This is a genomic window from Nonomuraea sp. NPDC048882 (assembly GCF_040649755.1).
GTDB classification, from domain to species: domain Bacteria; phylum Actinomycetota; class Actinomycetes; order Streptosporangiales; family Streptosporangiaceae; genus Nonomuraea; species Nonomuraea maheshkhaliensis.
The window spans coordinates 1,071,578-1,094,058 of the sequence record NZ_JBEZGB010000001.1 but is presented as its reverse complement, the minus strand read 5'-3'; the positions used below and the strand labels follow the sequence as shown (position 1 = coordinate 1,094,058).

The 22,481-nt window shown below is 70.2% G+C and carries 24 protein-coding genes and 1 pseudogene; 18 read left to right on the top strand and 7 right to left on the bottom strand.

Features of this window, described 5'->3' with window-relative positions; all coding sequences use genetic code 11:
- The first annotated feature begins 90 nt into the window (after positions 1-90).
- Positions 91-765, top strand: coding sequence for a ThuA domain-containing protein (locus tag AB0C27_RS04755; protein ID WP_357837802.1), 675 nt, complete (start codon positions 91-93; stop codon positions 763-765).
- Here the strand turns inward: AB0C27_RS04755 and AB0C27_RS04750 are convergent.
- Positions 755-1,177, bottom strand: coding sequence for a TIGR03668 family PPOX class F420-dependent oxidoreductase (locus AB0C27_RS04750; protein ID WP_357837799.1), 423 nt, complete (start codon positions 1,175-1,177; stop codon positions 755-757). The two genes, AB0C27_RS04755 and AB0C27_RS04750, sit on opposite strands and share 11 nt — an antisense overlap.
- Before the next feature lie 64 nt (positions 1,178-1,241).
- Between AB0C27_RS04750 and AB0C27_RS04745 the strand changes: the two genes are divergently transcribed.
- Positions 1,242-2,129 (top strand): hypothetical protein, encoded by an 888-nt coding sequence (locus tag AB0C27_RS04745; RefSeq protein WP_357837796.1) that lies wholly within the window; start codon positions 1,242-1,244, stop codon positions 2,127-2,129.
- Positions 2,130-2,216: 87 nt separating this feature from the next.
- On the opposite strand, the gene AB0C27_RS04740 is transcribed toward AB0C27_RS04745, so the two are convergent.
- Positions 2,217-2,837, bottom strand: a complete 621-nt coding sequence (locus AB0C27_RS04740; RefSeq protein WP_357837794.1) for a MerR family transcriptional regulator — start codon at positions 2,835-2,837, stop codon at positions 2,217-2,219.
- A 15-nt stretch (positions 2,838-2,852) separates the two neighbouring features.
- Positions 2,853-3,701, bottom strand: coding sequence for a LysR family transcriptional regulator (locus tag AB0C27_RS04735; RefSeq protein WP_357837791.1), 849 nt, complete (start codon positions 3,699-3,701; stop codon positions 2,853-2,855).
- Between the two features lie 320 nt (positions 3,702-4,021).
- Between AB0C27_RS04735 and AB0C27_RS04730 the strand changes: the two genes are divergently transcribed.
- Positions 4,022-5,092 carry an acetyl-CoA acetyltransferase gene (locus tag AB0C27_RS04730; RefSeq protein WP_357837788.1) on the top strand — a complete coding sequence of 357 codons (1,071 nt, stop codon included), beginning with the start codon at positions 4,022-4,024 and terminating at the stop codon, positions 5,090-5,092.
- A gap of 96 nt (positions 5,093-5,188) precedes the next feature.
- On the opposite strand, the gene AB0C27_RS04725 is transcribed toward AB0C27_RS04730, so the two are convergent.
- The gene (locus AB0C27_RS04725) at positions 5,189-6,244 is read right to left on the bottom strand and encodes a BadF/BadG/BcrA/BcrD ATPase family protein (RefSeq protein ID WP_357837785.1); all 1,056 of its coding nucleotides are present in this window, start codon (positions 6,242-6,244) and stop codon (positions 5,189-5,191) included.
- Between the two features lie 60 nt (positions 6,245-6,304).
- Here AB0C27_RS04725 and AB0C27_RS04720 point away from each other — a divergent pair, with 60 nt between their 5' ends.
- From AB0C27_RS04720 to AB0C27_RS04695, 6 genes are all read left to right on the top strand, one after another.
- The gene (locus AB0C27_RS04720) at positions 6,305-7,174 is read left to right on the top strand and encodes a MurR/RpiR family transcriptional regulator (protein ID WP_357837783.1); all 870 of its coding nucleotides are present in this window, start codon (positions 6,305-6,307) and stop codon (positions 7,172-7,174) included.
- Entirely contained in the window at positions 7,171-7,917 is a 747-nt protein-coding gene (locus AB0C27_RS04715; protein WP_357837780.1) for an SIS domain-containing protein, read from the top strand. The genes AB0C27_RS04720 and AB0C27_RS04715 overlap by 4 nt, the downstream gene beginning before the upstream one ends.
- Before the next feature lie 231 nt (positions 7,918-8,148).
- Entirely contained in the window at positions 8,149-9,510 is a 1,362-nt protein-coding gene (locus tag AB0C27_RS04710; RefSeq protein ID WP_357837777.1) for a cellulose binding domain-containing protein, read from the top strand.
- Between the two features lie 82 nt (positions 9,511-9,592).
- Positions 9,593-10,846, top strand: coding sequence for an extracellular solute-binding protein (locus AB0C27_RS04705; RefSeq protein WP_357837774.1), 1,254 nt, complete (start codon positions 9,593-9,595; stop codon positions 10,844-10,846).
- Positions 10,847-11,731, top strand: a complete 885-nt coding sequence (locus AB0C27_RS04700) for a sugar ABC transporter permease (protein WP_357837772.1) — start codon at positions 10,847-10,849, stop codon at positions 11,729-11,731.
- Positions 11,728-12,546 carry a carbohydrate ABC transporter permease gene (locus AB0C27_RS04695; protein ID WP_357837769.1) on the top strand — a complete coding sequence of 273 codons (819 nt, stop codon included), beginning with the start codon at positions 11,728-11,730 and terminating at the stop codon, positions 12,544-12,546. Before AB0C27_RS04700 ends, AB0C27_RS04695 begins: the two co-directional genes overlap by 4 nt.
- Before the next feature lie 13 nt (positions 12,547-12,559).
- Here the strand turns inward: AB0C27_RS04695 and AB0C27_RS04690 are convergent, their stop codons facing one another.
- Together AB0C27_RS04690 and AB0C27_RS04685 are read right to left on the bottom strand one after the other, a co-directional pair.
- The gene (locus tag AB0C27_RS04690) at positions 12,560-13,066 is read right to left on the bottom strand and encodes a winged helix-turn-helix domain-containing protein (RefSeq protein ID WP_357837766.1); all 507 of its coding nucleotides are present in this window, start codon (positions 13,064-13,066) and stop codon (positions 12,560-12,562) included.
- 41 nt (positions 13,067-13,107) lie between these two features.
- Positions 13,108-13,584 (bottom strand): GntR family transcriptional regulator, encoded by a 477-nt coding sequence (locus AB0C27_RS04685; RefSeq protein WP_357837764.1) that lies wholly within the window; start codon positions 13,582-13,584, stop codon positions 13,108-13,110.
- A gap of 201 nt (positions 13,585-13,785) precedes the next feature.
- On the opposite strand from AB0C27_RS04685, the pseudogene AB0C27_RS04680 reads away from it, so the two are divergent.
- The 3 genes and pseudogenes from AB0C27_RS04680 to AB0C27_RS04670 all read left to right on the top strand — a co-directional run.
- Positions 13,786-14,115, top strand: a pseudogene (locus AB0C27_RS04680) (metalloregulator ArsR/SmtB family transcription factor); the annotation flags it as partial.
- 38 nt (positions 14,116-14,153) lie between these two features.
- Positions 14,154-15,149 carry an ACR3 family arsenite efflux transporter gene (gene arsB, locus AB0C27_RS04675; RefSeq protein ID WP_357837761.1) on the top strand — a complete coding sequence of 332 codons (996 nt, stop codon included), beginning with the start codon at positions 14,154-14,156 and terminating at the stop codon, positions 15,147-15,149.
- A complete protein-coding gene (locus AB0C27_RS04670; protein ID WP_357837758.1) occupies positions 15,142-15,567 on the top strand; it encodes an arsenate reductase ArsC in 426 nt (141 codons plus the stop codon). Before arsB ends, AB0C27_RS04670 begins: the two co-directional genes overlap by 8 nt.
- Positions 15,568-15,613: 46 nt before the next feature.
- Here AB0C27_RS04670 and AB0C27_RS04665 read toward each other — a convergent pair whose 3' ends face one another.
- Complete coding sequence (locus AB0C27_RS04665; protein ID WP_357837755.1) at positions 15,614-16,606, bottom strand: BadF/BadG/BcrA/BcrD ATPase family protein; 993 nt, start codon at positions 16,604-16,606, stop codon at positions 15,614-15,616.
- 79 nt (positions 16,607-16,685) lie between these two features.
- Here AB0C27_RS04665 and AB0C27_RS04660 point away from each other — a divergent pair, with 79 nt between their 5' ends.
- The 6 genes from AB0C27_RS04660 to AB0C27_RS04635 are packed head-to-tail and all read left to right on the top strand — an operon-like array spanning position 16,686 to position 22,445.
- Positions 16,686-17,558, top strand: coding sequence for a MurR/RpiR family transcriptional regulator (locus tag AB0C27_RS04660; protein WP_357837752.1), 873 nt, complete (start codon positions 16,686-16,688; stop codon positions 17,556-17,558).
- On the top strand, positions 17,555-18,289 hold the full coding sequence (locus AB0C27_RS04655; RefSeq protein ID WP_357837749.1) for an SIS domain-containing protein: 735 nt from the start codon (positions 17,555-17,557) through the stop codon (positions 18,287-18,289). Before AB0C27_RS04660 ends, AB0C27_RS04655 begins: the two co-directional genes overlap by 4 nt.
- A gap of 17 nt (positions 18,290-18,306) precedes the next feature.
- Entirely contained in the window at positions 18,307-19,719 is a 1,413-nt protein-coding gene (gene ngcE / locus AB0C27_RS04650) for an N-acetylglucosamine/diacetylchitobiose ABC transporter substrate-binding protein (protein ID WP_357837746.1), read from the top strand.
- Positions 19,719-20,630, top strand: a complete 912-nt coding sequence (locus AB0C27_RS04645) for a sugar ABC transporter permease (protein ID WP_357837745.1) — start codon at positions 19,719-19,721, stop codon at positions 20,628-20,630. Before ngcE ends, AB0C27_RS04645 begins: the two co-directional genes overlap by 1 nt.
- Positions 20,630-21,547 carry a carbohydrate ABC transporter permease gene (locus tag AB0C27_RS04640; RefSeq protein ID WP_357837742.1) on the top strand — a complete coding sequence of 306 codons (918 nt, stop codon included), beginning with the start codon at positions 20,630-20,632 and terminating at the stop codon, positions 21,545-21,547. The genes AB0C27_RS04645 and AB0C27_RS04640 overlap by 1 nt, the downstream gene beginning before the upstream one ends.
- 37 nt (positions 21,548-21,584) lie before the next feature.
- The gene (locus tag AB0C27_RS04635) at positions 21,585-22,445 is read left to right on the top strand and encodes a phosphotransferase (RefSeq protein ID WP_357837738.1); all 861 of its coding nucleotides are present in this window, start codon (positions 21,585-21,587) and stop codon (positions 22,443-22,445) included.
- The last annotated feature ends 36 nt before the right edge of the window (positions 22,446-22,481 follow it).

The window sequence follows — 22,481 nt, the reverse complement described above, 5'->3', positions numbered from 1 at the left end:
GTGTGCGCCGCGGATCCGGGCCAGGCACACGTGTGCCCGCTTGTCGGCCCACGGGTGGAAATGCCGCGGTAACCGTGATGAGCTTGGCAAGTGGCGAGAAATCTGATCCTGTCAGGAGGCCTGTTCCACGACTTCGCCGCCACCTCGGCCGCGCTGGCCGACGTGCTGGCAGAGGTGGGGATCGAGTCGGAGATCACCGAGGACATCGCGGGCGCGCTGAGCGAGCCGTCCGAGGTCCAGCTCATCACGGTCAACGCGTTGCGCTGGCAGATGGACCAGGACCGCTTCGCCGACCTGCGCGACGAGTGGCGCTTCGCCTTACCCGCGCAGGCGCGCACGACCCTGCTCGACCACCTGGACCGGGGTGGCGGGCTGCTGTGCATGCACTCGGCGTCGATCTGCTTCGACGACTGGCAGGGCTGGCCGCGCGTGCTGGGCGGCTCATGGACGTGGCCGAAGTCGCACCATCCGCCGCTGGGCTGGACGGGTGTACGCGTGCACGGCACGCATCCGGTGGTGGAGGGGCTGCGCGACTTCGACGTGGTGGACGAGGTCTACAGCGACCTCGACGTGCTGCCCGACGTCGAGCCGCTGGCCTCGGCCAACGGCCAGCCGCTGGTCTGGGCCCGGCCGGTGCGCAGGGGCCGGGTGTTCTACGACGCGCTGGGGCACGACACGAGGTCGTACGACAACGAGATCCACCGGACGATGTTGCAGCGGGCCGCGATGTGGCTGCTGAAGCGGCCGGTGACGATCATGGACTAGCCGACCAGCCACGCCACCGGCTCACCTCGACGAGGATGACGGGCCCCTCGGGGCGGCGCTCGCGGTACTGGGCGTACTTGGCCGCCAGCGCGTCGAGCGCCCGCTCCCTGGGCTCGCCGTCCGCCATGATCGAGGCGCGGCCGTCGGCGCGCACCCACCACAGGCGCGTCCAGTCGTCCTCGTAGTGGTCGGCGAGCAGGCTGACGGCGGGGTTCGCGGCGATGTCGCGCAGCCGCGCGAGGTTCGTGGTCGTCTTCGGCTTGTGGTCGACGGCCGTCACCACGTGCTCGCCCATCAGCGCGAACGTGACGGGCACCACGCGCGGGGTCCCGTCGCGGGCGATCCTGGCCAGGCGGGCCACCGGCTGCGCGCCGAACCTGGCCCGCCAGGCCGCCGGGTCCGGCTCGGTCATGATCTCACTGTACGTGTCCGGAACGTGCAAGACCGGGCGGCGGCGATCTGGGCACGATGACGGCATGAATGTGAACCTTGCCGCGATCCCCGGCTTCATGGCCGGGCACGCACGTGTCCTCGACCGCCGCCGCTACGACCTGTTCATGGGGGAGGGCAGCGCGCAGGGCGTCCTCGCGGCGCTGGACGGCTACCGCAACCCGGACGGCGGCTACGGCTGGGGCCTGGAGCCCGACCTGCGCACCCCCGAGAGCCAGCCCGGCGCCGCCCTGCACGCCTTCGAGGCGTTCGCCGAGGTCGCCCCGGTCACCTCGCCGCACGCCGCGGCGCTGTGCGACTGGCTGGAGGAGACGACGCTTCCTGACGGCGGGCTGCCGTTCGCGCTGCCGGTCAGGGTGCCGACCGCCACCGCGACCTGGTGGGCGAGCGCCGACCCCGGAACCTCCTCGCTGCAGATCACCGCGGTGTCGGCGGCTGCCGCGCACCGCGTCGCGGCCCACGACCCCGCCGTGGCCGCGCACCCGTGGCTGGAGAAGGCCACCCGCTACTGCCTCGACACGATCCAGGACCTGGAGGGCATGCCGCACGCGTACGTGCTCTCGTTCGCCCTGCACTTCCTCGACTCCGTCTACGACACCCAGCCCCGCGCGGCCGACCTGCTCAAGCGGCTCGGCGCCTTCATCCCCGAGGACGGCAGGGTGCCGGTCGAGGGCGGCACCGAGCACGAGTCCCTGCGGCCCCTGGACTTCGCGCCTCTTCCCGGCCGGCCCGTCCGCGAGTTGTTCGAGCCCGACGTGATCGCGGCCGATCTGGTCCGGCTGGCGGGGGAGCAGCAGGACGACGGCGGGTGGACGGTGGACTACGCACGGTTCTCACCGGCCGGGTCGCTCGAATGGCGCGGGGCCGTCACGGTCGGCGCGGTACGGATCCTGCGCGCCAACGGCCTGCTCTGAACGGACCGGGCAGCCGGCCTCAAGCGGGTCAGGCGAGTCAGGCGGCTCAGGCGGGTTCGGCGGGGCTCAGTGTCAGGTCGGCGGGCTTCAGCGGGTCATGCGGCGGGCCGACTCCGACTCCTGGGCCATGCGGCGCAGCGCGTCGAAGGCCCGGCCGTACAGGACCGTGCCGAGCACCAGGGCCTCGACGGCGGCGTCGCGCGGGCCGTCGAACGGGATGGTCTTCATCTCCACCTCGGCGACGAGCTTGCGCGCGGCCTCGGCGTACGGGCCCAGGTCGATCGACACGCCGAGCTGGCGCATCCTGATGATCGTCTGGGCCAGCTCGTCACGGGGAGGCGCCTCGGGGTGGACGTCCCAGTCCAGCTCCTCGACCAGGGCGTCCACCTGGGCGCGGGCGGCCTCCCACTCCTCGCCCGGCTCGGGCTCGACGCCGGGGCTGAGCGCGTAGTGGGCGGTGCCCAGCATCTCGTGGGTGGGCAACGACTCGTCCTCGACGGACTCGATGACCTTCTTGATCGAGGCCACCGACAGCCGGCCGACCTCCAGCATGGCCCGGATCATGCGCAGCCTGCGCAGGTGCGTCTCGTCGTACTCGGCCCTGGTCGCGGCGGTCTGCTCGCCCTGGTGGAGCATGCCCTCGCGCAGGTAGTACTTGATCGTCGGGATGGCCACGCCGGACTTGGCGCTGAGCTCGGAGATGCGCATCGTTAGATAATACTGCTATCCAGATCGCGCCAGGTGCCGAGCCGCGCTCACCAGCTCCTGCACCTCCGACTGGCGGTTCCAGAGGAAGACCACCTCAAGTGGCGGAACGTCCTCTTTTATAGGGATAAAGACTAGCGTGTCGGGAATTGTGGTGCCTTCGCGTACGCACAGCGCGTAGCCGGCGCCCTCCCGCACCATGGTGATGACCAGGTCGTGGGTGGCCGCCGACGGGCCCAGGCGGGGGTGGAGGCGATGGCGGACGAACCCCTCAAGGAACCTGCGCGCTCCTGCCACCGCGTCGGATTCCGGCATGACCAGCGGCTCGGCGGCCAGGTCGGCCAGCGACACCGCCTCGTGCTTGGCCAGGTGGTGCTCCCTGTGCAGCAGCGCGTGCACGGGGAAGCGGTTGATGAGCATGCGGGCCACGCCCCTGGGCAGCGAGCCGGGCGCGTACCCGAGTCCCGCCTGAAGGGTGCCGTCGGCGATCGAGACGATCTGCTCGGCCGTTCCCATGGGGGCCACCCGAAGGCGGCCGCCGTGCACCTGTGACAGCAGGCGGGCCACCACGTCGGCCAGCCCGTCGGCCACGCCCAGGCGGGCGGTCTCGCCCTTGCTCCTGGCCGCGGCCACGGCGCGCTCGAAGGCGTCCACCGCCACGGTGGCCTGGGCCAGGAACGCCTCGCCTGCCTCGGTGAGCTGCACCCCGCTCGACGACCGGCTGAACAGCTCGACGCCGATCTCCTTCTCCAGCGCCCGCAACTGCTCCGACAGCGTCGGCTGTGCGATGTGCAGCGCGGCGGCGGCCCGGCGCAGGCTGCCCGCGCGCGCGATCGCCATGGCGTACCGGACATAGCGTAGATCCATCGCCCCACCTCGGCCTGATGATGATGGGCTATCGGTAGATCACACCTCCGTATTACAAGAGGCGGTAGGTCCCGTGAAGGTTCCAGTTACCTTCGAATGGTGATATTTCCGGTCAAAATAGTGAAACGTGCTGGTGGGACCGGGTCTGTGGCCTTTGTTGAGGTGCTCCGGAGGCGACCGAGGGCGGGAGAAGTCGTGGTTACGGCCGTCCGGAATCGCGGAATCGAAGGTATTTAGTCAGTTGAACAAGCGCTTGTGCAGGCCGACGCGGGCCGGTTAGCGTGGTGGCAGAACGCCCGTACGGGCCCGGAGGAGGTGGCATGCAGCCGTTCGCGGGCCGGGCGGCCGTGGCCGGGATCGGGATGACGCCCCTGACCAGGAACTCCGGGCGTACCGAGCTGGAGCTGGCGGCCGAGGCGGGCCGGGCGGCCTGCGCCGACGCCGGCCTCGCCCCGCGCGAGGTGGACTGCGTGCTCAGCTACCACATGAACGACTCCGCCCCCGTCGTCCAGGTCGCCAGGGCCCTCGGGATCGAGCGGCTCGGCTGGCACAACGACATCGCCGGCGGCGGCACGCAGGCGGCGTCGATCCTGGGCGACGCGGCCATGCTCATCCACGCGGGGCTGGCCAGGAACGTCCTCGTCTACCGGGCGCTCAACGGGCGCTCGGGCCGGCGCATGAACGCCGTCTCCACCGGCCCGCAGGAGCGCTTCACGTACGGGCTCGCCGGGCCCATCCCGATGTTCGCCCTGGCCGCCACCCGCTACCTGCACGACACCGGGCTCACGGCCGAGCACCTGCACGCCGTCGTCGCCCAGTCCAGGGAGAACGCCGGCACCAACCCCCGCGCGCTGCGCCGCGAGCCGCTGACCCTCTCCGACTACCTGTCCAGGCCGTACGTGTGCACCCCCTTACGCACGGCGGACTGCTGCCAGGAGACCGACGGAGCCTGCGCCCTGCTGGTCAGCGGCGTGCTCGACGGGCCGCGCGTGCGGGCGGTGGTGCGCGGCGGCGGGCCGGGCTGCTCCTCGATGGACCGCGCGCCGGACGTCACCGCCGTCTTCTCCGCGTACGTGGCGCCCATGCTCTGGGAGGCGTCCGGGCTGCGGCCGTCCGACGTGGACACGGCGCTGCTCTACGACGCCTACTCGTGGCTCGTGCCCAGGCAACTGGAGGACTTCGGGCTGGCCGGGCGCGGGGAGCTGGGACCGTACCTGCTGGAGCGCCGGCACGCCTGGGTGAACCCGCACGGCGGGCTGCTCTCGGAGGGTTATGTGCACGGGCTGAACAACGTGGCCCAGGCCGTGCGCGAGCTGCGGGCCGGGCGCGAGGTGGCGCTGGTGACGGGGTTCGGCGGCAGCTACGGAAGCGCGGCCCTGCTCACCAGTTGAGATTTCCTGGGAAATGCTGAGGCTCGGCGAGACATGTACGGGATGTCCCGATCCCGAACGCAAGGAGATCAACCATGGGGACCACCCGTGGACGCCTCAGCCGGAGGGGTGGACGAAGCGCGGGTGGCGGGCTCGCGACTCCCTCCGGCTGAGGAACGGACGCGCGGCCAGCCAGGCCGCCGCCCCCGCCACATCACCCGCCACGACCAGTCCCGCTCCATCCGGCACGGTGGCTTCGGGCGTTGCCCCGACCGTCTCCCGGATGGCCTGTCGCACCGCCTCGCGGATCGGGCCATCCGTGGTGAGTACGCTGCCGGCCAGGACGATCGGCAGGCCGGGTTCGTACACCTCGGCCATGGTTCTGGCCAGCCGGGAGGCCGCTGCGGCGACGATGGAGAGGGCCGGGGGGTCGCCGTCGCTCGCCGCCCGGCTCACCAGCGGGGCCAGTTCGGCCAGCGCGAGCGGTGGGCGGGCGTACACCGCCGCCGCGAGTTGCGACACCGGATCCTCGCCCAGCCCCTCGGGCACCAGGTGCCGGACGACCATCCCCACGAGCCCGCCACCGGACGCCGCGCAACCCGCCGCCCCGGCATCCGCAGTGCTGTTCGCGGTCGCCCCGGTGACCGGAGGGTCGCTCGCCGGGGCGGCCGTCGTGTTCAGAGCGCGGATGGTGGCGCGGGCGGCGGCGCGGCCGAGCCAGAAGGCGGAGCCCTCGTCCCCGAGTTGCCAGCCGTACCCGTCGGCGGTCGCGGAGGCGCAGTGGTTGGTAATTTTTGCCGCGATTGCCCCAGTGCCCGAGATGAGTACCGTTCCCGAGTCCTCCGCCGTGCCCGCCGCGAACGCGGTCACGATGTCGCCCACGGCCTGGGCGAGGGTGCCGGGCAGGAGGTCGCCGACGACCCGTTCCACCAGTTTCGCGCACGACTCCGGATGGCCCGCCAGCCCCACGACGACGGCCTCCACCTGCGACGGAGCGACCCCGACCAGGGCAGCGCCGACGGCGGTGGTCAGGTTGGCGGACGCCTGGTCCAGCCCCAGAGTCCCCGGGTTGGCCCCGCCCGAATGGCCGCGCGCCACCGGCGCGCCCTCTATTGTGAACAGTGCCGCGCGGGAGGACGTGCCCCCGGCGTCGACGCCCAGCACCAGTCGCATGTCAAAAATTATTGCCGATAAGCCTTGACGACGCCACTGTCTGAGCATAATTATCGGCCCGTGGAACTCCTCAACCGGATCAGGGCCGAACAGCACGACATGCCGGAGGCCCTGCGCAAGGTCGCCGACGCCGTTCTCGGCGCGCCCGCCGAGGCGGCCCGGCTGACCATCGTCGAGCTGGCCGAGCGGAGCGGGACGTCCACCGCCACCATCACCCGCTACTGCCGAGCCCTCGGCTTCGCGGGCTACGCCGAGCTGCGGGTGGCCCTGGCCACCGAGACCGGCCGGGTGGCGCAGCAGACCTGGGAGACCGACATCGGCCAGGAGATCCTGCCCGACGACAGCCTCGAACGCGTGCTGGGCGTCGTGTCCGGCAACGACATCCGCCTGATCCAGGAGACCCGCGACCAGCTCGACCTGGCCGTGGTCGAGAAGGCCGCGCAGGCCGTGGCCAGGGCGGGGCGAGTGCTGCTGTTCGGGGTGTCGAGCAGCGCGGCCGTGGCCAGCGAGATGGAGTACCGGCTGCAGCGCATGCGGGTGCCGACGTGGAGCAGGTCCGACGCGCACAGCGCGCTCACCGACGCGGCGCTGCTCGGCCAGGGCGACGTGGCGATCGGGATCTCCCACAGCGGCAGGACCCGCGAGGTGATCGAGGTGCTCGCGGAGGCGGGCAGCCACGGCGCGATCACCGTGGCGGTCACCTCGCAGCCGAGATCGCCGCTCGCTGAGGTGGCCGAGCTGGTGCTGACCACGGCCAGCAGGGCGACGAGCTTCCGCTCCGAGGGGTTCGCCGCGATCCATTCGCAGCTGCTGGTGCTCGACGTCGTGTACGTGTCGGTGGCTCAGCAGACGTACGAGCGGACGAAGCAGGCGTTCGACGTCACCGTCCGCGCCGTGGCGGGACACCGCCTACCAGAAGGGGATATATGACGCTAGAACCGCAAGAGTTCGTCGAGCACATCGCTCACCTTGTACGGACGATCCCGGAAGATCCGGAGATCACCCGTGCCGCCGACCTCTTCACCAAGTCGCTCACCGCGGGCGGCATCATCCAGGCGTTCGGCTCGGGCCACTCCGAGGCCGTCGCCATGGAGATCGCCGGCCGGGCCGGCGGGCTCGTCCCGACCAACCGCCTCGCCCTGCGCGACATCGTCCTGTACGGCGACGCCCCCCGTTCCGAGCTCGACCGCTACGACCTCGAACGCGACCCCTCGATCGCCCGCACCATCCTCGACCTGGCCCCCGTCCAGCCGCACGACCTGTTCGTGATCATCTCCAACTCCGGCGTGAACGGCGTCGTCGTCGAGCTCGCCGGCCTCGTCAAGGAACGCGGTCACGACCTGATCGCGATCACCTCGCGCGCCCACGGCGAAGCCTCCACGTCCCGTCACCCCTCGGGCCGCAAGCTCACCGACCTGGCGGACGTCGTCCTGGACAACCACGCCCCGTACGGCGACGCCGTCCTGCCCCTCCCCGGTGGAGGCGCGACCGGAGCCGTCTCCACCATCACCTCCGCCCTGCTGGCCCAGCTGGTCGTCACCCGAACCGTACGGAACCTGCTCGAAGCCGGCGAGGTGCCGCCCGTCTACCTGTCGGCCAACGTCCCCGAAGGCGACGCGCACAACCTCGGCCTGGAGGCGCGGTACGCGGGCCGCATCCGCCGCGGCGCCTGACGTCTTCCTCGCCTGGCCTCGCCTGGCCACCGCCTCTCTCCGTCACCCCCCACCGTCACCCCCCACCGTCACCCCCCACCGTCACCCCCCACCGTCACCCCCCACCGTCACCCCCCACCGTCACCCCCCACCGTCACCACCTCTTCCCGTCATCTCCTCAGCACGACAACACCTCTGCTCGGCATGCACGAAATTCGGGGGCCGTACAAACCGCAAGGGAGAACCCCGCCCATGTCCCGAAATTTCGGAAAACTTCTGCTGTCCTTAGGACTCTCCTCCATCCTGGTCGGCGCCACCCTGGTCGCCACCCCGGCCGCCGCCGCCCAGGCGGTCCGCCTGCAGTACCGCACCAGCGCGCCCGGCGCCACCACCGCCCAGGCCGAGCCCTGGCTGCGCCTGCACAACGACGGCACCACCACGATCCCGCTCAACCAGGTCAAGATCCGCTACTACCTCACCGGCGCCGAGACCTACCGGTTCGCCTGCTCCTGGGCCGTGATCGGCTGCGCCGCGATCACCGGTCAGTTCGTCCGCCAGCAGGGCAACGACCAGTACCTGGAGGTGGGCTTCACCTCGGGCAGCCTGGCGCCTGGCCAGAACACCAGCGACATGCAGCTGCGCTTCTACCGCTCGGACTGGCAGACGTTCACCCAGAGCGACGACTACTCCTACGGCTCCCAGACGTCCTACGCCAACTGGGACAAGGTCGCCGTCTACGTGAACGGGCAGCTCGCCTGGGGCAACCCCACGGGCACCGACCCCGACCCTGACCCCGATCCCGACCCGACCGATCCTCCCGGCGGCGCGGGAGAGCTGTTCGACGACTTCACCTACGACAACTCCAGCGACCCGCGCCTCGCCCAGCGCGGCTGGACGGTCCGCTCCAGCTCAGGTGGGCCCGGCGTGCCCGGCGCGACGTGGTCGCCTTCCGGCGTCTCGTTCCCCGGCGGTCTGCTGACGCTCGACTCCTCGACGAACGGCACCGCCGCGGGCACCGTACAGACCGAGCTGTCCACGTCGAGCCGCAAGTTCCGCGAGGGCACCTACGCCGCCCGCGTGCGCTTCAGCGACGCCCCCACCAGCGGCCCCGACGGCGAGCACGTGGTGCAGACGTTCTTCACCATCACCCCGCTGCGCTACAACCTGGACCCCGACTACGGCGAGCTCGACTTCGAGTACCTCCCGAACGGCGGCTGGGGCGAGCCCGGCAACATCCTCTACACCACCAGCTGGGAGACCTACCAGGCCGAGCCCTGGCAGGCGGTCAACACCCACACCGAGGAGCGCACGAGCTTCGCCGGCTGGCACGACCTGGTGATCCAGGTGTCGGGCGGGCGGATGAAGTATTACGTGGACGGCCGTCTCTTCGCCGACCACGGTGACATCTACTATCCCGAGACGCCGATGTGGATCATGTTCAACCAGTGGTTCATCGATCTTCAGGGAGCCTCGGGGACCCGTACGTACCGGCAGCAGGTGGACTACCTCTACCACAGCAAGAACGAGGTCGTCTCGCCCTCGGTCGTGACCAGCCGGGTCAACGCCCTGCGCGCGGCCGGCACCGCCTTCAAGGACACCGTCCCCAACCCGTGACCCGCCTCCCGGCACCGTCCCGCGCCCGCCTTCCGTGCGGGCGCGGGCACCTCCCGTCGGGCACCCCCACCGAAGGATCGCCATGAGAAACCGCATCCTGGCCCTGGCCGCCGTGTTCGCGCTGGCCGCCTGCGGAGCCGCCGAGGAGCCCGGGCAGCAGCAGGCCGCGGGTCCCGTGAAGCTGACCGTCTGGATCATGGACGGCAGCGTCACGCAGGAGCTGCTGAAGAAGTTCGAGACCGAGTACGAGGCCGCCCACCAGGGCGTCGACCTGGACGTCCAGATCCAGGCGTGGGACGGCATCGGCGAGCGCGTCACCGCCGCGCTGGCCAGCACCGACGCCCCCGACGTGATCGAGGTGGGCAACACCCAGGTCGCCCAGTACTCCGCCAGCGGCGGCGTGAGCGACCTGAGCGCCAAGGTGACGGATCTGAAGGGCGAGGACTGGCTGCCGGGACTGGCCCAGCCGGGCAAGATCGACGGCAAGCAGTACGGCATCCCCTGGTACGCCGCCAACCGCGTCGTGGTCTACAACAAGGACCTGTTCAAGGCGGCCGGCATCGCGGAGCCACCGAAGACCCGCGATGAATGGCTAGAAGTTACAGAAAAGCTCAATAAAGGTGGCAATCAGGGCATCTATCTGACCGGTCAGACCTGGTACGCCCTGGCCGGCTTCGTCTGGGACGAGGGCGGCGACCTGGCGGTCCAGGAGGGCGGCAAGTGGAGGGGCGCGCTCGACACGCCCCAGGCGCTGGCCGGCATGGACTACTACAAGCGCCTCCAGGCCCTCGGCAAGGGTCCCAAGGACGCCGACGAGGCCAACCCGCCCCAGCACGAGGTGTTCGCGCAGGGCAAGGTCGGCCAGATCATCGCCGTGCCGGGCATCGCCGCCCGCGTCCTGGAGGTGGACGACAAGCTCAAGGACAAGATCGGCTTCTTCCCCATTCCGGGCAAGACGGCCGACAAGCCGGGCACGGTCTTCACCGGCGGCTCCGACCTGATCATCCCGGCCGCCTCCCAGCGGCAGGAGCAGGCGTACGAGGTGGTCAAGGCGCTGGCGGGGGAGCAGTTCCAGACGGAGCTGGCCAAGGCCATGAGCTTCGTGCCGAACCGTACGTCGCTGGCCGGCGTGCTCGCGGGCGACGAGGGCACCGCCGCCATGGCCGTCGGCGCCGCCAACGGCCGGGCCACCCCGAACACCCCCAACTGGGCCGCGGTCGAGGCGACCTCGGTGATCAAGCAGTACATGACCGCCGTGCTCACCGGAGGAGACCCGGCCGCGGAGGGCAGGAAGGTGTCCGAGACGATCACTACCACGCTGAACAGCGGATCCTGAATGTCGGCAAGGAACCGCTCGCTCTGGCCCTACCTGCTCATCGCGCCCACGGTGGCGGGCGGGGCCTTCCTCCTGCTCTATCCGGTGCTCAAGGCGGCGGTGATCTCGTTCCAGCACTTCCGCATGGGGGAGCTGATCAAGGGCGGGGCGGCGTTCGCCGGCCTGGAGAACTACGCGGAGCTGCTGACCGGCGCCGAGTTCTGGCAGGTGCTGCTGCGCACGGTCGTGTGGACCGCGATCAACGTGGTGCTCATCGTGGGCCTCGGCACGGGCGTCGCCCTCATGCTCCCGCGCCTGCGCCGCGGCCTGCGGCTGGCCCTGATGAGCGCGCTGGCGCTGGCCTGGGCCACGCCGATCATCGCGGCCACCACGGTCTTCCAGTGGCTGTTCCAGTCGGAGCTGGGCGTGGTCAACTGGGTGCTGGTCACGCTCGGCCTCGACCAGTTCCAGGGCTACGCCTGGTTCGCCGACGGCACGGCCACGTTCGCCGTGCTCGTCATCCTCGTCGTGTGGCAGTCGGTTCCGTTCGCCGCGCTCACCCTGTACGCCGGGCTCACCACGATCCCGGTGGAGCTGTTCGAGTCGGCCAGGATCGACGGCGGCACCGGCTGGCAGGTGTTCTGGAAGGTCACCTTCCCCATGCTCAGGCAGCTCTTCGCGTTGATCGCCGCGCTTGAGGTGATCTGGGTGGCCAAGTGCTTCCCCCAGATCTGGGTGCTCAGCCAGGGCGGCCCCGACGGCGCCACGACCACTCTGCCCGTCTACGCGTTCAAGATCGCCCGTGTCCTGCACCGCTACGACCTCGGGTCCGCGGTGGCCATGCTGACGGTGCTCATCCTCGCCGTCGCCCTGATCAGCAATCTGCGTCGGATGGTGCGCTCGTGAAGCGGTTCATGCTCAACGCGGCGGCGGTCGCCGTGCTGGTGACCACGATCTTCCCGGTCTACTGGATGTTCCTGACCGCGTTCAAGCCGACCAAGGACATCCAGTCGGAGACCCCGACCTTCTGGCCCGCCAGTCCCACGCTCGACCACTTCGTCACCGCCGTGAACGCGCCGGGCTTCTGGACCTACTGGCGCAACAGCCTGCTCGTCACGGTCGGGGCGGTGCTGATCGCGCTGCTGGTGGCGCTGCTGGCGGCGTTCGCGGTGACCAGGATGTCGTGGCGAGGGAAGGGGGCGTTCGTGGTGGCGGTGTTCGCGGCGCAGATGGCGCCGTGGGAGGCGCTGCTGGTGCCGGTGTTCATCATCGCCCGCGACACCGAGCTGCTGGACTCGCTGGCCATGCTGACCGGCGTGTACTTCATGATCACGCTTCCGTTCACGATCGTGACGCTGCGCGGGTTCCTCGCCGCCATCCCGGTGGAGCTGGAGGAGGCGGCGCAGGTGGACGGCTGCAGCCGGATGACCGCGTTCCGGCGGGTGGTCTTCCCGCTGCTCGCTCCCGGGCTGATGGCGACCTCGCTGTTCGGGTTCATCACGGCGTGGAACGAGTTCGCGTTCGTCAACGTGCTGATCATCAAGGATCAGGACAAGCGCACCCTGCCGGTGTGGCTGTCGTCGTTCAGGGACGTGTTCGGCACGGACTGGGGCGCCACGATGGCCGCGGCCAGCCTGTTCGCGCTGCCCGCGTTGCTGCTCTTCCTCTTCCTGCAACGCCGGGTCGGCACCGGCATGACGGCGGGAGCGGTCAAGGGCTGACCTTGGAGCCGGGTCAGGTCCCGGTGAGGGGCGCGCTGGGCGCGTCCTCGGGCCATTCGGCCGGGTCCGACACGTACGTGCCGCGCCGGGGCACGGTGAAGACCCAGCGCTGCTCCCGCAGCCGGGAGACGGCCCGCCGCGCCGTGACCCCGGCGACCCCGTACTGCCGCATGAGGATCTTCTGGCTGGGGATCACCCGGTTCGGCCGCAGCTCGCCGCGTCTGATCCGGCCGGCCAGGTCGGCCGCGATGAGCGCGTGCAGGCCGCGCGCGGGCTTGACCCGCGGCACGCCGGGCGGCCCGACGAACGTGCCCTCGCCGGGTACGGTGTGGACGAGCTCGCGCCGGCGCAGCTCCCTGGCCGCGTTGCGCGCGGTGGTGCGCCCGATGCCGAACTCCGCCTCCAGCGCCGCCTCGCTCGGAACGGGTTCGCCGATGCGCAGCAGGCCGCGGGCGATCCGTTCGTGGAGCATCTCGGCGACCTGAACGTACAGGGGCGTCGGGCCATCACGGTCGAGCATGCTCACAGAGTAGACGTGTCGATACGGGTAGGTAGGCGAAGTCAGTCTTCCGGCCACGACTCCTTCGGCGAGACGTAGCTGCCGCGCTGCGCGACGGTGTAGATCCAGCCCTGCTCCCGCAGCAGCGCCATGGCCCGGCGGACGGTCTCGCGCGCCACCCCGTGCTGCTTCTGCAGCGCCGATTCGCCGGGGATGGGACGTCGCGGCGCTATTTCCCCGGCCTTGATCTGATCGCTGATCTTTGTCGCGATCTGCTGGTAAAGCGGGGTTCTCCGCTTCTGTCGCGGACCTCCGGTGGGCGGGCCGACGAAGGCGCCCTCCCCTTGGACGGTGTAGATGAGCCCCTCTTCGCGCAAGAGGTGGACCGCCCGCCTGGCGGTGGTCCTGGCGACCCCGAACTCCTGCTGGATCTCGGCCTCGCTCGGCGCCGGGCTGCCCGCCGCGAGCGAGGAGAGCCGCTCCCGCAGGATGTCGGCGATCTGGATGTAGACGTGGGTGTCCCCTTCAAAGTCGAGCACGTGAGCAACATAGGCCAAGCCGGGCGACAGCTCTCATATCGTTCGGTCTCAGTAGACAAAGCACATTGCTTATACAGACGAGAAGAGACGACCGTACGTACTTTGCCGACTGAGAGCAGGCTCACATAGCGGGCGGGTGGCGACGGATGTAAATATAGACATGCATCTATTTCGATGAGCATCTATATGAAAGGGCGGCGGATGGAACTGCTGGAGATCCTGGAGTGCAGCCCGCCGCTGACCCGCGAGCCGCTGGACGCCGAGCAGGCGGCCGGGGTGGCGCGCGTGTTCAAGGCCCTGGGCGACCCGGTGCGGCTGCGCATCCTGTCCATCGTGGCCAGCCGTGCGGGCGGGGAGGTGTGCGTGTGCGACATCACCGGCGCTTTCGAGCTGTCCCAGCCGACCATCAGCCACCACCTGAAGGTGCTCAAAGAAGTCGGGCTGCTGACCTCCGAGCGGCGCGCCTCCTGGGTCTACTACCGGCTGGTGCCCGAGACGCTGGGCGAGCTGTCGGCGCTACTGACCCTGCCCGCCAGTGGGCCCGCCTGCCGGTGTGGATCATCGCGGCCATGGCCGCCGGGTTGCTGCTCGGGCGTCTGGTGCCCGGCCTGGACACCGTGCTGGACGCCGTCAGAATCGGCGAGATCTCGCTGCCGATCGCGCTCGGCCTGCTGCTGATGATGTACCCGGTGCTGGCCAAGGTCCGCTACGACCGGCTCGGCACCGTGACCGGCGACCGCCGCCTGCTGATCTCCTCGCTGGTGCTGAACTGGGTGCTCGGCCCGGCGCTGATGTTCGCGCTGGCCTGGATCCTCCTGCCCGACCTGCCCGAGTACCGCACCGGCCTGATCATCGTCGGGCTGGCCCGATGCATCGCCATGGTGCTCATCTGGAACGACCTGGCCTGCGGCAACCGCGAGGCCGCCGCCGTCCTGGTCGCGCTCAACTCCCTCTTCCAGGTGATCGCCTTCGGCGCCCTGGGCTGGTTCTACCTGCAGGTGCTGCCCGGCCGGCTCGGCCTGCCCCAGTCCGCGCTCGACGTCTCAGCCTGGGACATCGCCTTCTACGTGCTGGTCTTCCTCGGCATCCCGCTGCTCGCGGGCTACGCCTCACGCAAGCTCGGCGAACGCGCCCGTGGCCGTACCTGGTACGAGCAGCGCTTCCTGCCGCGCGTCGGCCCGATCGCCCTGTACGGGCTGCTGTTCACCATCGTCATCCTGTTCGCCCTGCAAGGCGGCACCATCACCTCCCGCCCCGGCGACGTGGCCCGCATCGCGCTGCCGCTGCTGGCCTACTTCGCGCTCATGTGGGGCGGCGGCTTCCTGACCGGCAAGGCGATCGGCCTGCCGTACGACAAGACGACCACGCTCGCCTTCACCGCCGCCGGCAACAACTTCGAGCTGGCCATCGCGGTCGCGGTCGGCGTCTTCGGCGTCACCTCCGGCCAGGCCCTCGCGGGCGTGGTCGGCCCGCTCATCGAAGTTCCCGTCCTGGTCGCCCTGGTCTACGTCAGCCTGGCCGGCCGCCGCCTGTTCCGCACCGCAGAGGAGCCCGCCCGTGCCTGACAGCGCCCCCGAGACCACCACCGGCAAGCCGTCGGTCCTGTTCGTCTGCGTGCACAACGCCGGACGCTCCCAGATGGCCGCCGGCTGGCTCACCCACCTGGCCGCAGGCCGCATCGAGGTCCGTTCCGCAGGGTCGGCGCCCGCCGGCCGGATCAACCCGGTCGCGGTCGAGGCCATGCGCGAGGTGGGCATCGACATCACCGGCGAGCAGCCCAAGGCGCTCACCATCGACGCGGTCGAGACCTCCGACGCCGTGATCACCATGGGCTGCGGCGACGCCTGCCCCGTCTTCCCCGGCAAACGTTACGAGGACTGGAATCTTGACGACCCCGCCGGCCAGGGCATCGAGATGGTGCGGCAGGTCCGCGACGAGATCCGTACCCGGGTGGAGAAGCTGATCATCGAACTCGTCTCGTGAGCGGTGAAGGCCCGGTGATCCTCGTGCGGCGCCGGCCCACCTCGCGTTACTCGGGGGCCGGCGGCGGGGAGCCGGAAACGGCGGTGAAGGCGGCGTGCCGGGACCTGGCGTCGGCGTCCCGCAGCAGGTCGCGGGCCGCCAGCCAGGACGCCGCCCCCGCCGCGTCACCGGCCGTCGCCACCCGCTCGCCGGCGAGCAGCTCCGACACCGCCCGCCGCACCGGCCCGTCGTTCGTCAATACGCTGCCCGCGAACACCACCGGCCCCGACACGTGCACCCTGCGCAGGGTCGCCACCAGGTGATCGGCGGCCTCCCGCACGATCCGCTCCGCCAGCGGGTCGCCCGCCTCGGCCGCCTGGCCGACCAGCGGCGACAGGGCGGCCAGCCGCATGTGGTCGGCCTGGGCCAGCCGGACGATGCGGGCGGCCGCGGCGCGCGGCGTGGCCGGCCGCTCGTCGCCCAGGAACCGTGCCCCCACGAGACTCACCAGCTCGTGACCCGAGCCCGGCAGCAGGGACTCCACGGGCAGACCCCGGTCGAGGGCCTCGATCACCGCCTTGGCGGCCTGGCGGCCGATCCAGAAGCCGGAGCCCGCGTCGCCCAGCAGCCAGCCCATCGCGTCGGCGACCGCGTCCAGCTCGAAGCCGGTCAGCCGGGCCGCCGCCGCGCCCGTGCCGGACAGCAGCAGCGAGCCGTCCGGCTCGGCGGAGCCGGCGGCGTACGCGATCGCCAGGTCGCCCATGCACCGCGGGCCCTCGGCGATGCCGTGACGGGCCCAGACCTTCGCCAGCTCGGGCTCCATCTCCTGCACCAGCCCCGCCACCCCGGCCAGCGACGCCACCACGCGCCCCCCACCGCCGGCCGGCAGCGCCGACTCCAGCGCGTTCCCGATCGCCGCCACCGCCTTGTCCAGGCCGTGGGCGCTCGGATTGCCCGCCCCGGCCCGCGCGTAGCCCACCCGCGTCCCGTCGAGCGTGTGGACGGCGACCCGGCTGGAGGTGGCACCGGCATCGACACCGACCACTAGCGATTCAGTCACGGTCCGAGTCTGGGGGTTGACGTGACCGGTAAGCAAGAATAATTTTCGCCAGAAGACCGGGTATTCGGAAGGAATATTCGTGACTTCAGGAGCGCTCGGGCGCGTTGAAACAGAACTACCCGGTTTGCCGGAGGCGTTGCGCAGGGTCGGTGAGGTGATTCTCGGTGACCCCGCCGAGGCCGCGCGGTCGACCATCATCGCGCTGGCCGAACGGGCGGGCAGCTCGCCCGCCACCGTGACCAGGTTCTGCCGGGCCTTCGGCTTCTCCGGCTACGCGGAGTTGCGCGTGGCGCTGGCGACCGAGACCGGCCGGGCCGCCCAGGCGGGCTGGGGCGCGGGCGTCGGTCACGAGATCGGCCCCGACGACCCGCTCGACGCCGCCATCGAGGTGATGGCCGCCGCCGACACCAGGCTCATCGCGGACACGGCCGCCCAGCTCGACCTCGACATCGTCGCCCGCGTGGCCGAGGCCATCGTGGCCGCGCCGAGGGTGCTCCTCGTAGGCGTCTCCACCAGCGGGAACGTCGCCAGCATGCTCGAAGGGCGGCTGCGCCGCATCGGCATCCCCGGCTGGAGCGCGGGCGACGCCCACGTAGCCCTGTCGGAGGCGGCGCTGATGAAGACGGGCGACGTGGCCATCGGCATCAGCCACCGGGGCCGTACGCGGGAGGTCATGGAGGCGCTGGCGGAGGCGGGCAGCCACGGCGCCACCACCGTCGCCGTCACCTCGTTCGCCCGCTCCCCGCTGGCGGAGCTGGCCGACCTGGTGCTGACCACCGCCAGCAGGGAGACCACGTGGCGGCTCGGCGGGCTGGCCGCCGTGCACTCGCAGCTCTTCGTCCTGGACGCCGTGTACGTGGCGGTCGCCCAGCTCACCTACGAACGCACGAACGAGGCGTTCGAACGCACCATCAGCGCCGTGGAGAGCCACCGCGTGGAGAGAGGCCAATGACGTACGCATCCGAGGCCCTCGGCCTGGCTCAGCGGGTCGCCGAGAGCCAGTCCGAGCCGGTGAGCCGCGCGGCGGCGCTGTTCGTGACCTCGATCAGGGCGGGCGGCGTGGTCAACGCCTTCGGCTCCGGCCACTCCGAGGCCATCGCCATGGAGATCGCCGGGCGGGCCGGCGGCCTGGTGCCGAGCAACCGCCTCAGCCCGCGCGACCTGGTGTTCTACGGCGGCGAGCCGCCCAGCGTGCTCACTCCCGAGCTGGAGCGCGACCCGGCCGTCGCCCATCGGATCTACGAGCTGGCGCCGGTGGAGCCCGCGGACGTGTTCGTGCTGGTGTCCAGCTCGGGCGTCAACGGCACGGTCGTGGAGCTGGCCACGATCGTCAAGGAACGGGGTCATCCGCTGATCGCGATCACCTCGGTCCAGCACAGCACCCGCATGACCTCGCGCCACCCGTCGGGCGGCAAGCTGCTCGACCTGGCCGACGTCGTGCTCGACAACGGCGCGCCGTACGGGGACGCCGTTCTCGACCTGCCCGGCGGCGGCAGCTACGGCGCGGTTTCCACGATCACCTCGGCGTTGCTCGCGCAGCTGGTGGTCACCGAGGCGGTGGACCGGCTCATCGCGCTGGGCGAGACGCCTCCCATCTACCTGTCGGCCAACGTGACCGGCGGCGACGAGCACAACAAGGCCCTTGAGAGCCGCTACGCAGGGCGCATCAGACGCGGTACATGAAGATCAGGAGTACAACCATGCCTAACACCCCCCATATCTCCAGGCGCGAGCTTCTGCGCGGCGCCGCGCTCGTACCCGTGGCGGGGGCGCTGGCCGCGTGTGCCACGCCGGCGGCGCCTCCCGCGGCCTCCAGCTCGGCGGCTCCGGCGGCGACGAGCGCGGCCAACCCGTTCGGCGTCGCCGACGGCAAGCCGCTGGAGGTCTGGATCTTCGACGGCGGCTTCGGCCAGGACTACGCCAAGAACATCCACCAGCCGCTGTTCGCCTCGAAGTACCCCAAGGTCGAGATCAAGCACAACTCGACCAAGGAGATCACCAAGGTGCTGCAGCCGCGCTTCGCCGGCGGCAACCCGCCCGAGGTCATCGACAACTCGGGCGCCAACTTCATCGACTTCGGCGCGCTCTCCCAGGACTCGCAGCTGCAGGACCTGACCGCCCTGCTCGACGCGCCCTCGTGGGACGACCCGAACGTCAAGGTCAGGGACACCATCGACCCGTCCGTGATCGACATCGGCACCTACGACGGCAAGTTCAGCGTCCTCGGCTACGTCAACTACATCCACGGCATCTGGTACTCGCAGAAGGCGTTCAAGGACAACGGCTGGGAGATCCCGAAGACCTGGGACGAGTTCCTGGCGCTCTGCGAGACCATCAAGAAGTCCGGCAAGATGGCGCCTTTCACCTACGCGGGCAAGTTCCCGCAGTACCTCTACGAGCCGCTGCTCACCATGGCGGCCAAGGTCGGCGGCAACGAGGTGCTGGTCAACATCGACAACCTGGAGGACGGCGCCTGGACCTCCGAGGCGATGAAGACCGCGGCCACGGCGTGGGCGGAGGTGGGCGCCAAATACCTCATGCAGGGCACCACCGGCCTCGACCACGTGCAGACGCAGACCGCCCAGAACAAGTACAAGGTGGCCATGCTGCCCTCCGGCTCCTGGCTGGAGAACGAGCAGAAGACGACCACGCCTGAGGACTTCGCGTACGGGATGTTCCCCATCCCCGACGTGACCGGCTCCGACAAGATGCCCTACGGCACCCTGCACACCCAGCCCGGCGAGAACTTCATCGTCTCGGCCAGGAGCCCCCACCCGCAGGCCGGCATGGAGTACCTGCGCGCCATGCTGTCGAAGAAGGCGGCCGGCGACTTCAGCGCGCTCGTCCGGACGATGACCGTGGTCAAGGGCGCCACCGAGGGCCGCGACATCTCGCCCGGCGTCACCAGCGCTTCGGCCGCGGTCGCCGCCGCGGGCGCCAACACCGTCTACTACCGCTGGTTCAACTGGTACGGCCCGCTCAAGGACGAGGCCATCGCCGCCACCGGTGAGCTGATGTCCGGCGGCCTGACCCCGGACAAGTACCTGGAGCGCATCCAGAAGAAGGCCGACGAGATCAAGAACGACTCCTCGATCAAGAAATACAAGCGCTGATGTTGTTCAACAGGTATCGCCGCGGGCTGTTCATCACCTCGTTCCTGGCAGCCCCGGTGATCCTCTATCTGGTCTACGTGATCGCGCCGTACCTCCAGGCGTTCTACATCGCGCTGACCGACTGGCGCGGGGTCACGGCCACGCCGAGGTTCATCGGCCTGGAGAACTTCCAGCGGCTCTTCGGCGACAGCAAGTTCTGGCAGGCCGTCACGCACAACGGCGCCCTGCTGGTGCTGCTGCCGCTGATCACGATCGTCATCGCGCTGTTCTTCGCGTTCCTGCTGAACGTGGGCGGCCCCTCGGGCGTGAGCGGCATCCGCGGGTCGAAGTTCTACCGGGTGGTGTTCTTCTTCCCGCAGGTGCTGGCCGTGGCCGTGGTCGCGGTGCTGTTCCAGCAGGTGTTCCGGCCGGACGGCAGCGGCATGCTGAACGGCCCCCTGATGGCGCTCGGGATGGACCCCATCGGGTTCCTGTCCGACCGGGACGTGGCGTTCTGGTCGGTGCTGGCGGTCATGGTCTGGCAGGCGGTCGGCTTCTACGTCGTGCTGTTCTCGGCCGGCCTGGCCAGCATCCCGAAGGACATGTTCGAGGCCGCGCAGATCGACGGAGCCGGCCGGATGAGCCTGTTCTTCCGCATCACGCTGCCGCTGCTCTGGGACACCGTCCAGGTGGCCTGGGTCTACCTGGGCATCCTGGCCCTCGACGTGTTCGCGATCGTCTGGGTGATGACCCTGCAGCAGGGCGGCCCCGACAGCGCGACCACGGTCATGGCCGCCGAGATCTATCGCAGCGCCTTCGGCCACTTCCGCTTCGGCTACGCCTCGGCGTTGGGCGTGGTGATGTTCTTCTTCACCGTCGGCTTCGCGATCCTCTCGCTTCGCCTGTCCCGGCGCGAACGAATCGAGTACTGATGACAACGATGATCTCGTGGACGGTGGCGAACTCGCGCAAGCTCGCCCGTTCCGAGCGCAGGCGCCGGCTCGGCCCCTTGGGCATTCTGACCCATCTGGCGCTGCTGATCTGGACCCTGCTCGTGATGATCCCGATCCTGTGGACGTTCCTGGCCTCGGTCAAGAGCGAGGACGAGATCTTCAGCGACGCCTGGTCGCTGCCGTCCGCGCTGCGCTGGGACAACTTCGCCAGGGCCTGGGACCAGGTGCACATCGGCCAGTACATGCTCAACAGCATCATCGTGGTGGCCTTCAGCACGTTCGGGACGATGCTCGTGGGGTCGATGGCGGCGTACGTGCTGGCCCGCTACCCCTTCAAGGGCAACCGGGCGATCTACTTCCTGTTCGTCTCCGGTCTGGCCTTCCCCGTCTACCTGGCCCTGACGCCGCTGTTCTTCGTCGTGCAGAACATGGGCAACCTGCCGGTGATCGGGCCGTTCATCGGCCTGAACACGCACGCGGGGCTGGTGCTGGTCTACATCGCGTACTCGATGCCCTTCACCGTCTTCTTCCTGTCGGCCTTCTTCCGCACGCTGCCCACGGCGGTGGGGGAGGCCGCCATGGTGGACGGCGCCTCGCACACGAGGGTCTTCTTCCAGATCATGCTGCCCATGGCCAGGCCGGGCATCATCAGCATCACGATCTTCAACATCCTGGGCCAGTGGAACCAGTACCAGCTTCCGCTGATCCTGCTCCAGGACCGGGAGAAGTGGGTGCTCACCATGGGCATCGCCGACATCTCCACCGCCGCCGGCTACGACCAGGACTGGTCGGCCATGTTCGCCGCCCTCACCCTGGCCATCCTGCCGATGCTGATCGTGTACACGGTGTTCCAGCGCCAGATCCAGTCCGGCCTGACGTCGGGTGCCCTGAAATAGCGCGCACGCCGGATATATCCGGCTTAGGGTGCGGGGTGTGACCGGCGACATTCACGCCCTGCTGGCTCGGCACCTGCCCGGCTACCGGGTGCGTTCCGTCCGGCGGCTCGGCACCGGCCTCGACAACCACGTGTCCGAGGTCAACGACGAGCTGCTGGTACGGCGGAGCAGGGTGAGCGATGCGCGCAAGACCCGCCAGGAGGTCGCCCGCCTGGCGGCCGTCAGGGAGTTGTCCCCGCTGCCCGTCCCCGAGGTCGTCTTCGCCGACGACGAGTCCGGCGCGATCGCCTACCGCAAGCTCGCCGGCACCCCGCTCAACCTCCTGGAGGGCTCCCCGGGCCTGCGGCCCCGGGAGCTGGCCAGGCCCCTGGGCGGCTTCCTCAGCGCGATCCACGGCGCCGAGCCCGCCCGGATGGAGGAGCTGGCGCCACGGGACGCCTATCCCATGCCGACGCTGCTCCAGGACGCCGAGCTCGACTACCGGGACGTGGAGCGGCACGTCCCGGAACAGCAGCGCCCGCTGGTCGAGCGCTTCCTGCGGCAGCACCCGCCGGCCGAGCCGGAGCTGACGCGCTTCTGCCACAACGACCTGGGCGCGGAGCACCTGCTGGTGGACGCGGACGGCGCCACGATCACGGGCGTCATCGACTGGACGGACGCCGCGATCACGGACCCCGCGCACGACTTCGCGCTGATCTATCGGGATCTGGGGCCGGAGATCTTCGAGCTGACGGTGTCGTTCTACGAGTTCGAGGTGACGGAGGAGGACCGGGCGCGGATCCTGTTCCACGCCAGGTGCGCGCTGATCGAGGACCTGGCGTACGGGCTGAGCATCGGCCCCCGCCACTACGCCGACGCCGCCCTCGCCCACCTGGCCAGGACGTTCGCTCAGCGGTGATCACTGCCGGAAAAGCGCTCGCAGGACCGTGCCCCG

Coding starts and splice junctions, on each gene's coding strand:
- AB0C27_RS04750 (WP_357837799.1), bottom strand. CDS start 1,177: ATGACCGAGCCGGACCCGGCGGCCTGGCGGGCCAGGTTCGGCGCGCAG.
- AB0C27_RS04745 (WP_357837796.1), top strand. CDS start 1,242: ATGAATGTGAACCTTGCCGCGATCCCCGGCTTCATGGCCGGGCACGCA.
- AB0C27_RS04740 (WP_357837794.1), bottom strand. CDS start 2,837: ATGCGCATCTCCGAGCTCAGCGCCAAGTCCGGCGTGGCCATCCCGACG.
- AB0C27_RS04735 (WP_357837791.1), bottom strand. CDS start 3,701: ATGGATCTACGCTATGTCCGGTACGCCATGGCGATCGCGCGCGCGGGC.
- AB0C27_RS04730 (WP_357837788.1), top strand. CDS start 4,022: ATGCAGCCGTTCGCGGGCCGGGCGGCCGTGGCCGGGATCGGGATGACG.
- AB0C27_RS04725 (WP_357837785.1), bottom strand. CDS start 6,244: ATGCGACTGGTGCTGGGCGTCGACGCCGGGGGCACGTCCTCCCGCGCG.
- AB0C27_RS04715 (WP_357837780.1), top strand. CDS start 7,171: ATGACGCTAGAACCGCAAGAGTTCGTCGAGCACATCGCTCACCTTGTA.
- AB0C27_RS04710 (WP_357837777.1), top strand. CDS start 8,149: ATGTCCCGAAATTTCGGAAAACTTCTGCTGTCCTTAGGACTCTCCTCC.
- AB0C27_RS04705 (WP_357837774.1), top strand. CDS start 9,593: ATGAGAAACCGCATCCTGGCCCTGGCCGCCGTGTTCGCGCTGGCCGCC.
- AB0C27_RS04700 (WP_357837772.1), top strand. CDS start 10,847: ATGTCGGCAAGGAACCGCTCGCTCTGGCCCTACCTGCTCATCGCGCCC.
- AB0C27_RS04690 (WP_357837766.1), bottom strand. CDS start 13,066: ATGCTCGACCGTGATGGCCCGACGCCCCTGTACGTTCAGGTCGCCGAG.
- arsB (WP_357837761.1), top strand. CDS start 14,154: ATGGCCGCCGGGTTGCTGCTCGGGCGTCTGGTGCCCGGCCTGGACACC.
- AB0C27_RS04655 (WP_357837749.1), top strand. CDS start 17,555: ATGACGTACGCATCCGAGGCCCTCGGCCTGGCTCAGCGGGTCGCCGAG.
- ngcE (WP_357837746.1), top strand. CDS start 18,307: ATGCCTAACACCCCCCATATCTCCAGGCGCGAGCTTCTGCGCGGCGCC.
- AB0C27_RS04645 (WP_357837745.1), top strand. CDS start 19,719: ATGTTGTTCAACAGGTATCGCCGCGGGCTGTTCATCACCTCGTTCCTG.
- AB0C27_RS04640 (WP_357837742.1), top strand. CDS start 20,630: ATGACAACGATGATCTCGTGGACGGTGGCGAACTCGCGCAAGCTCGCC.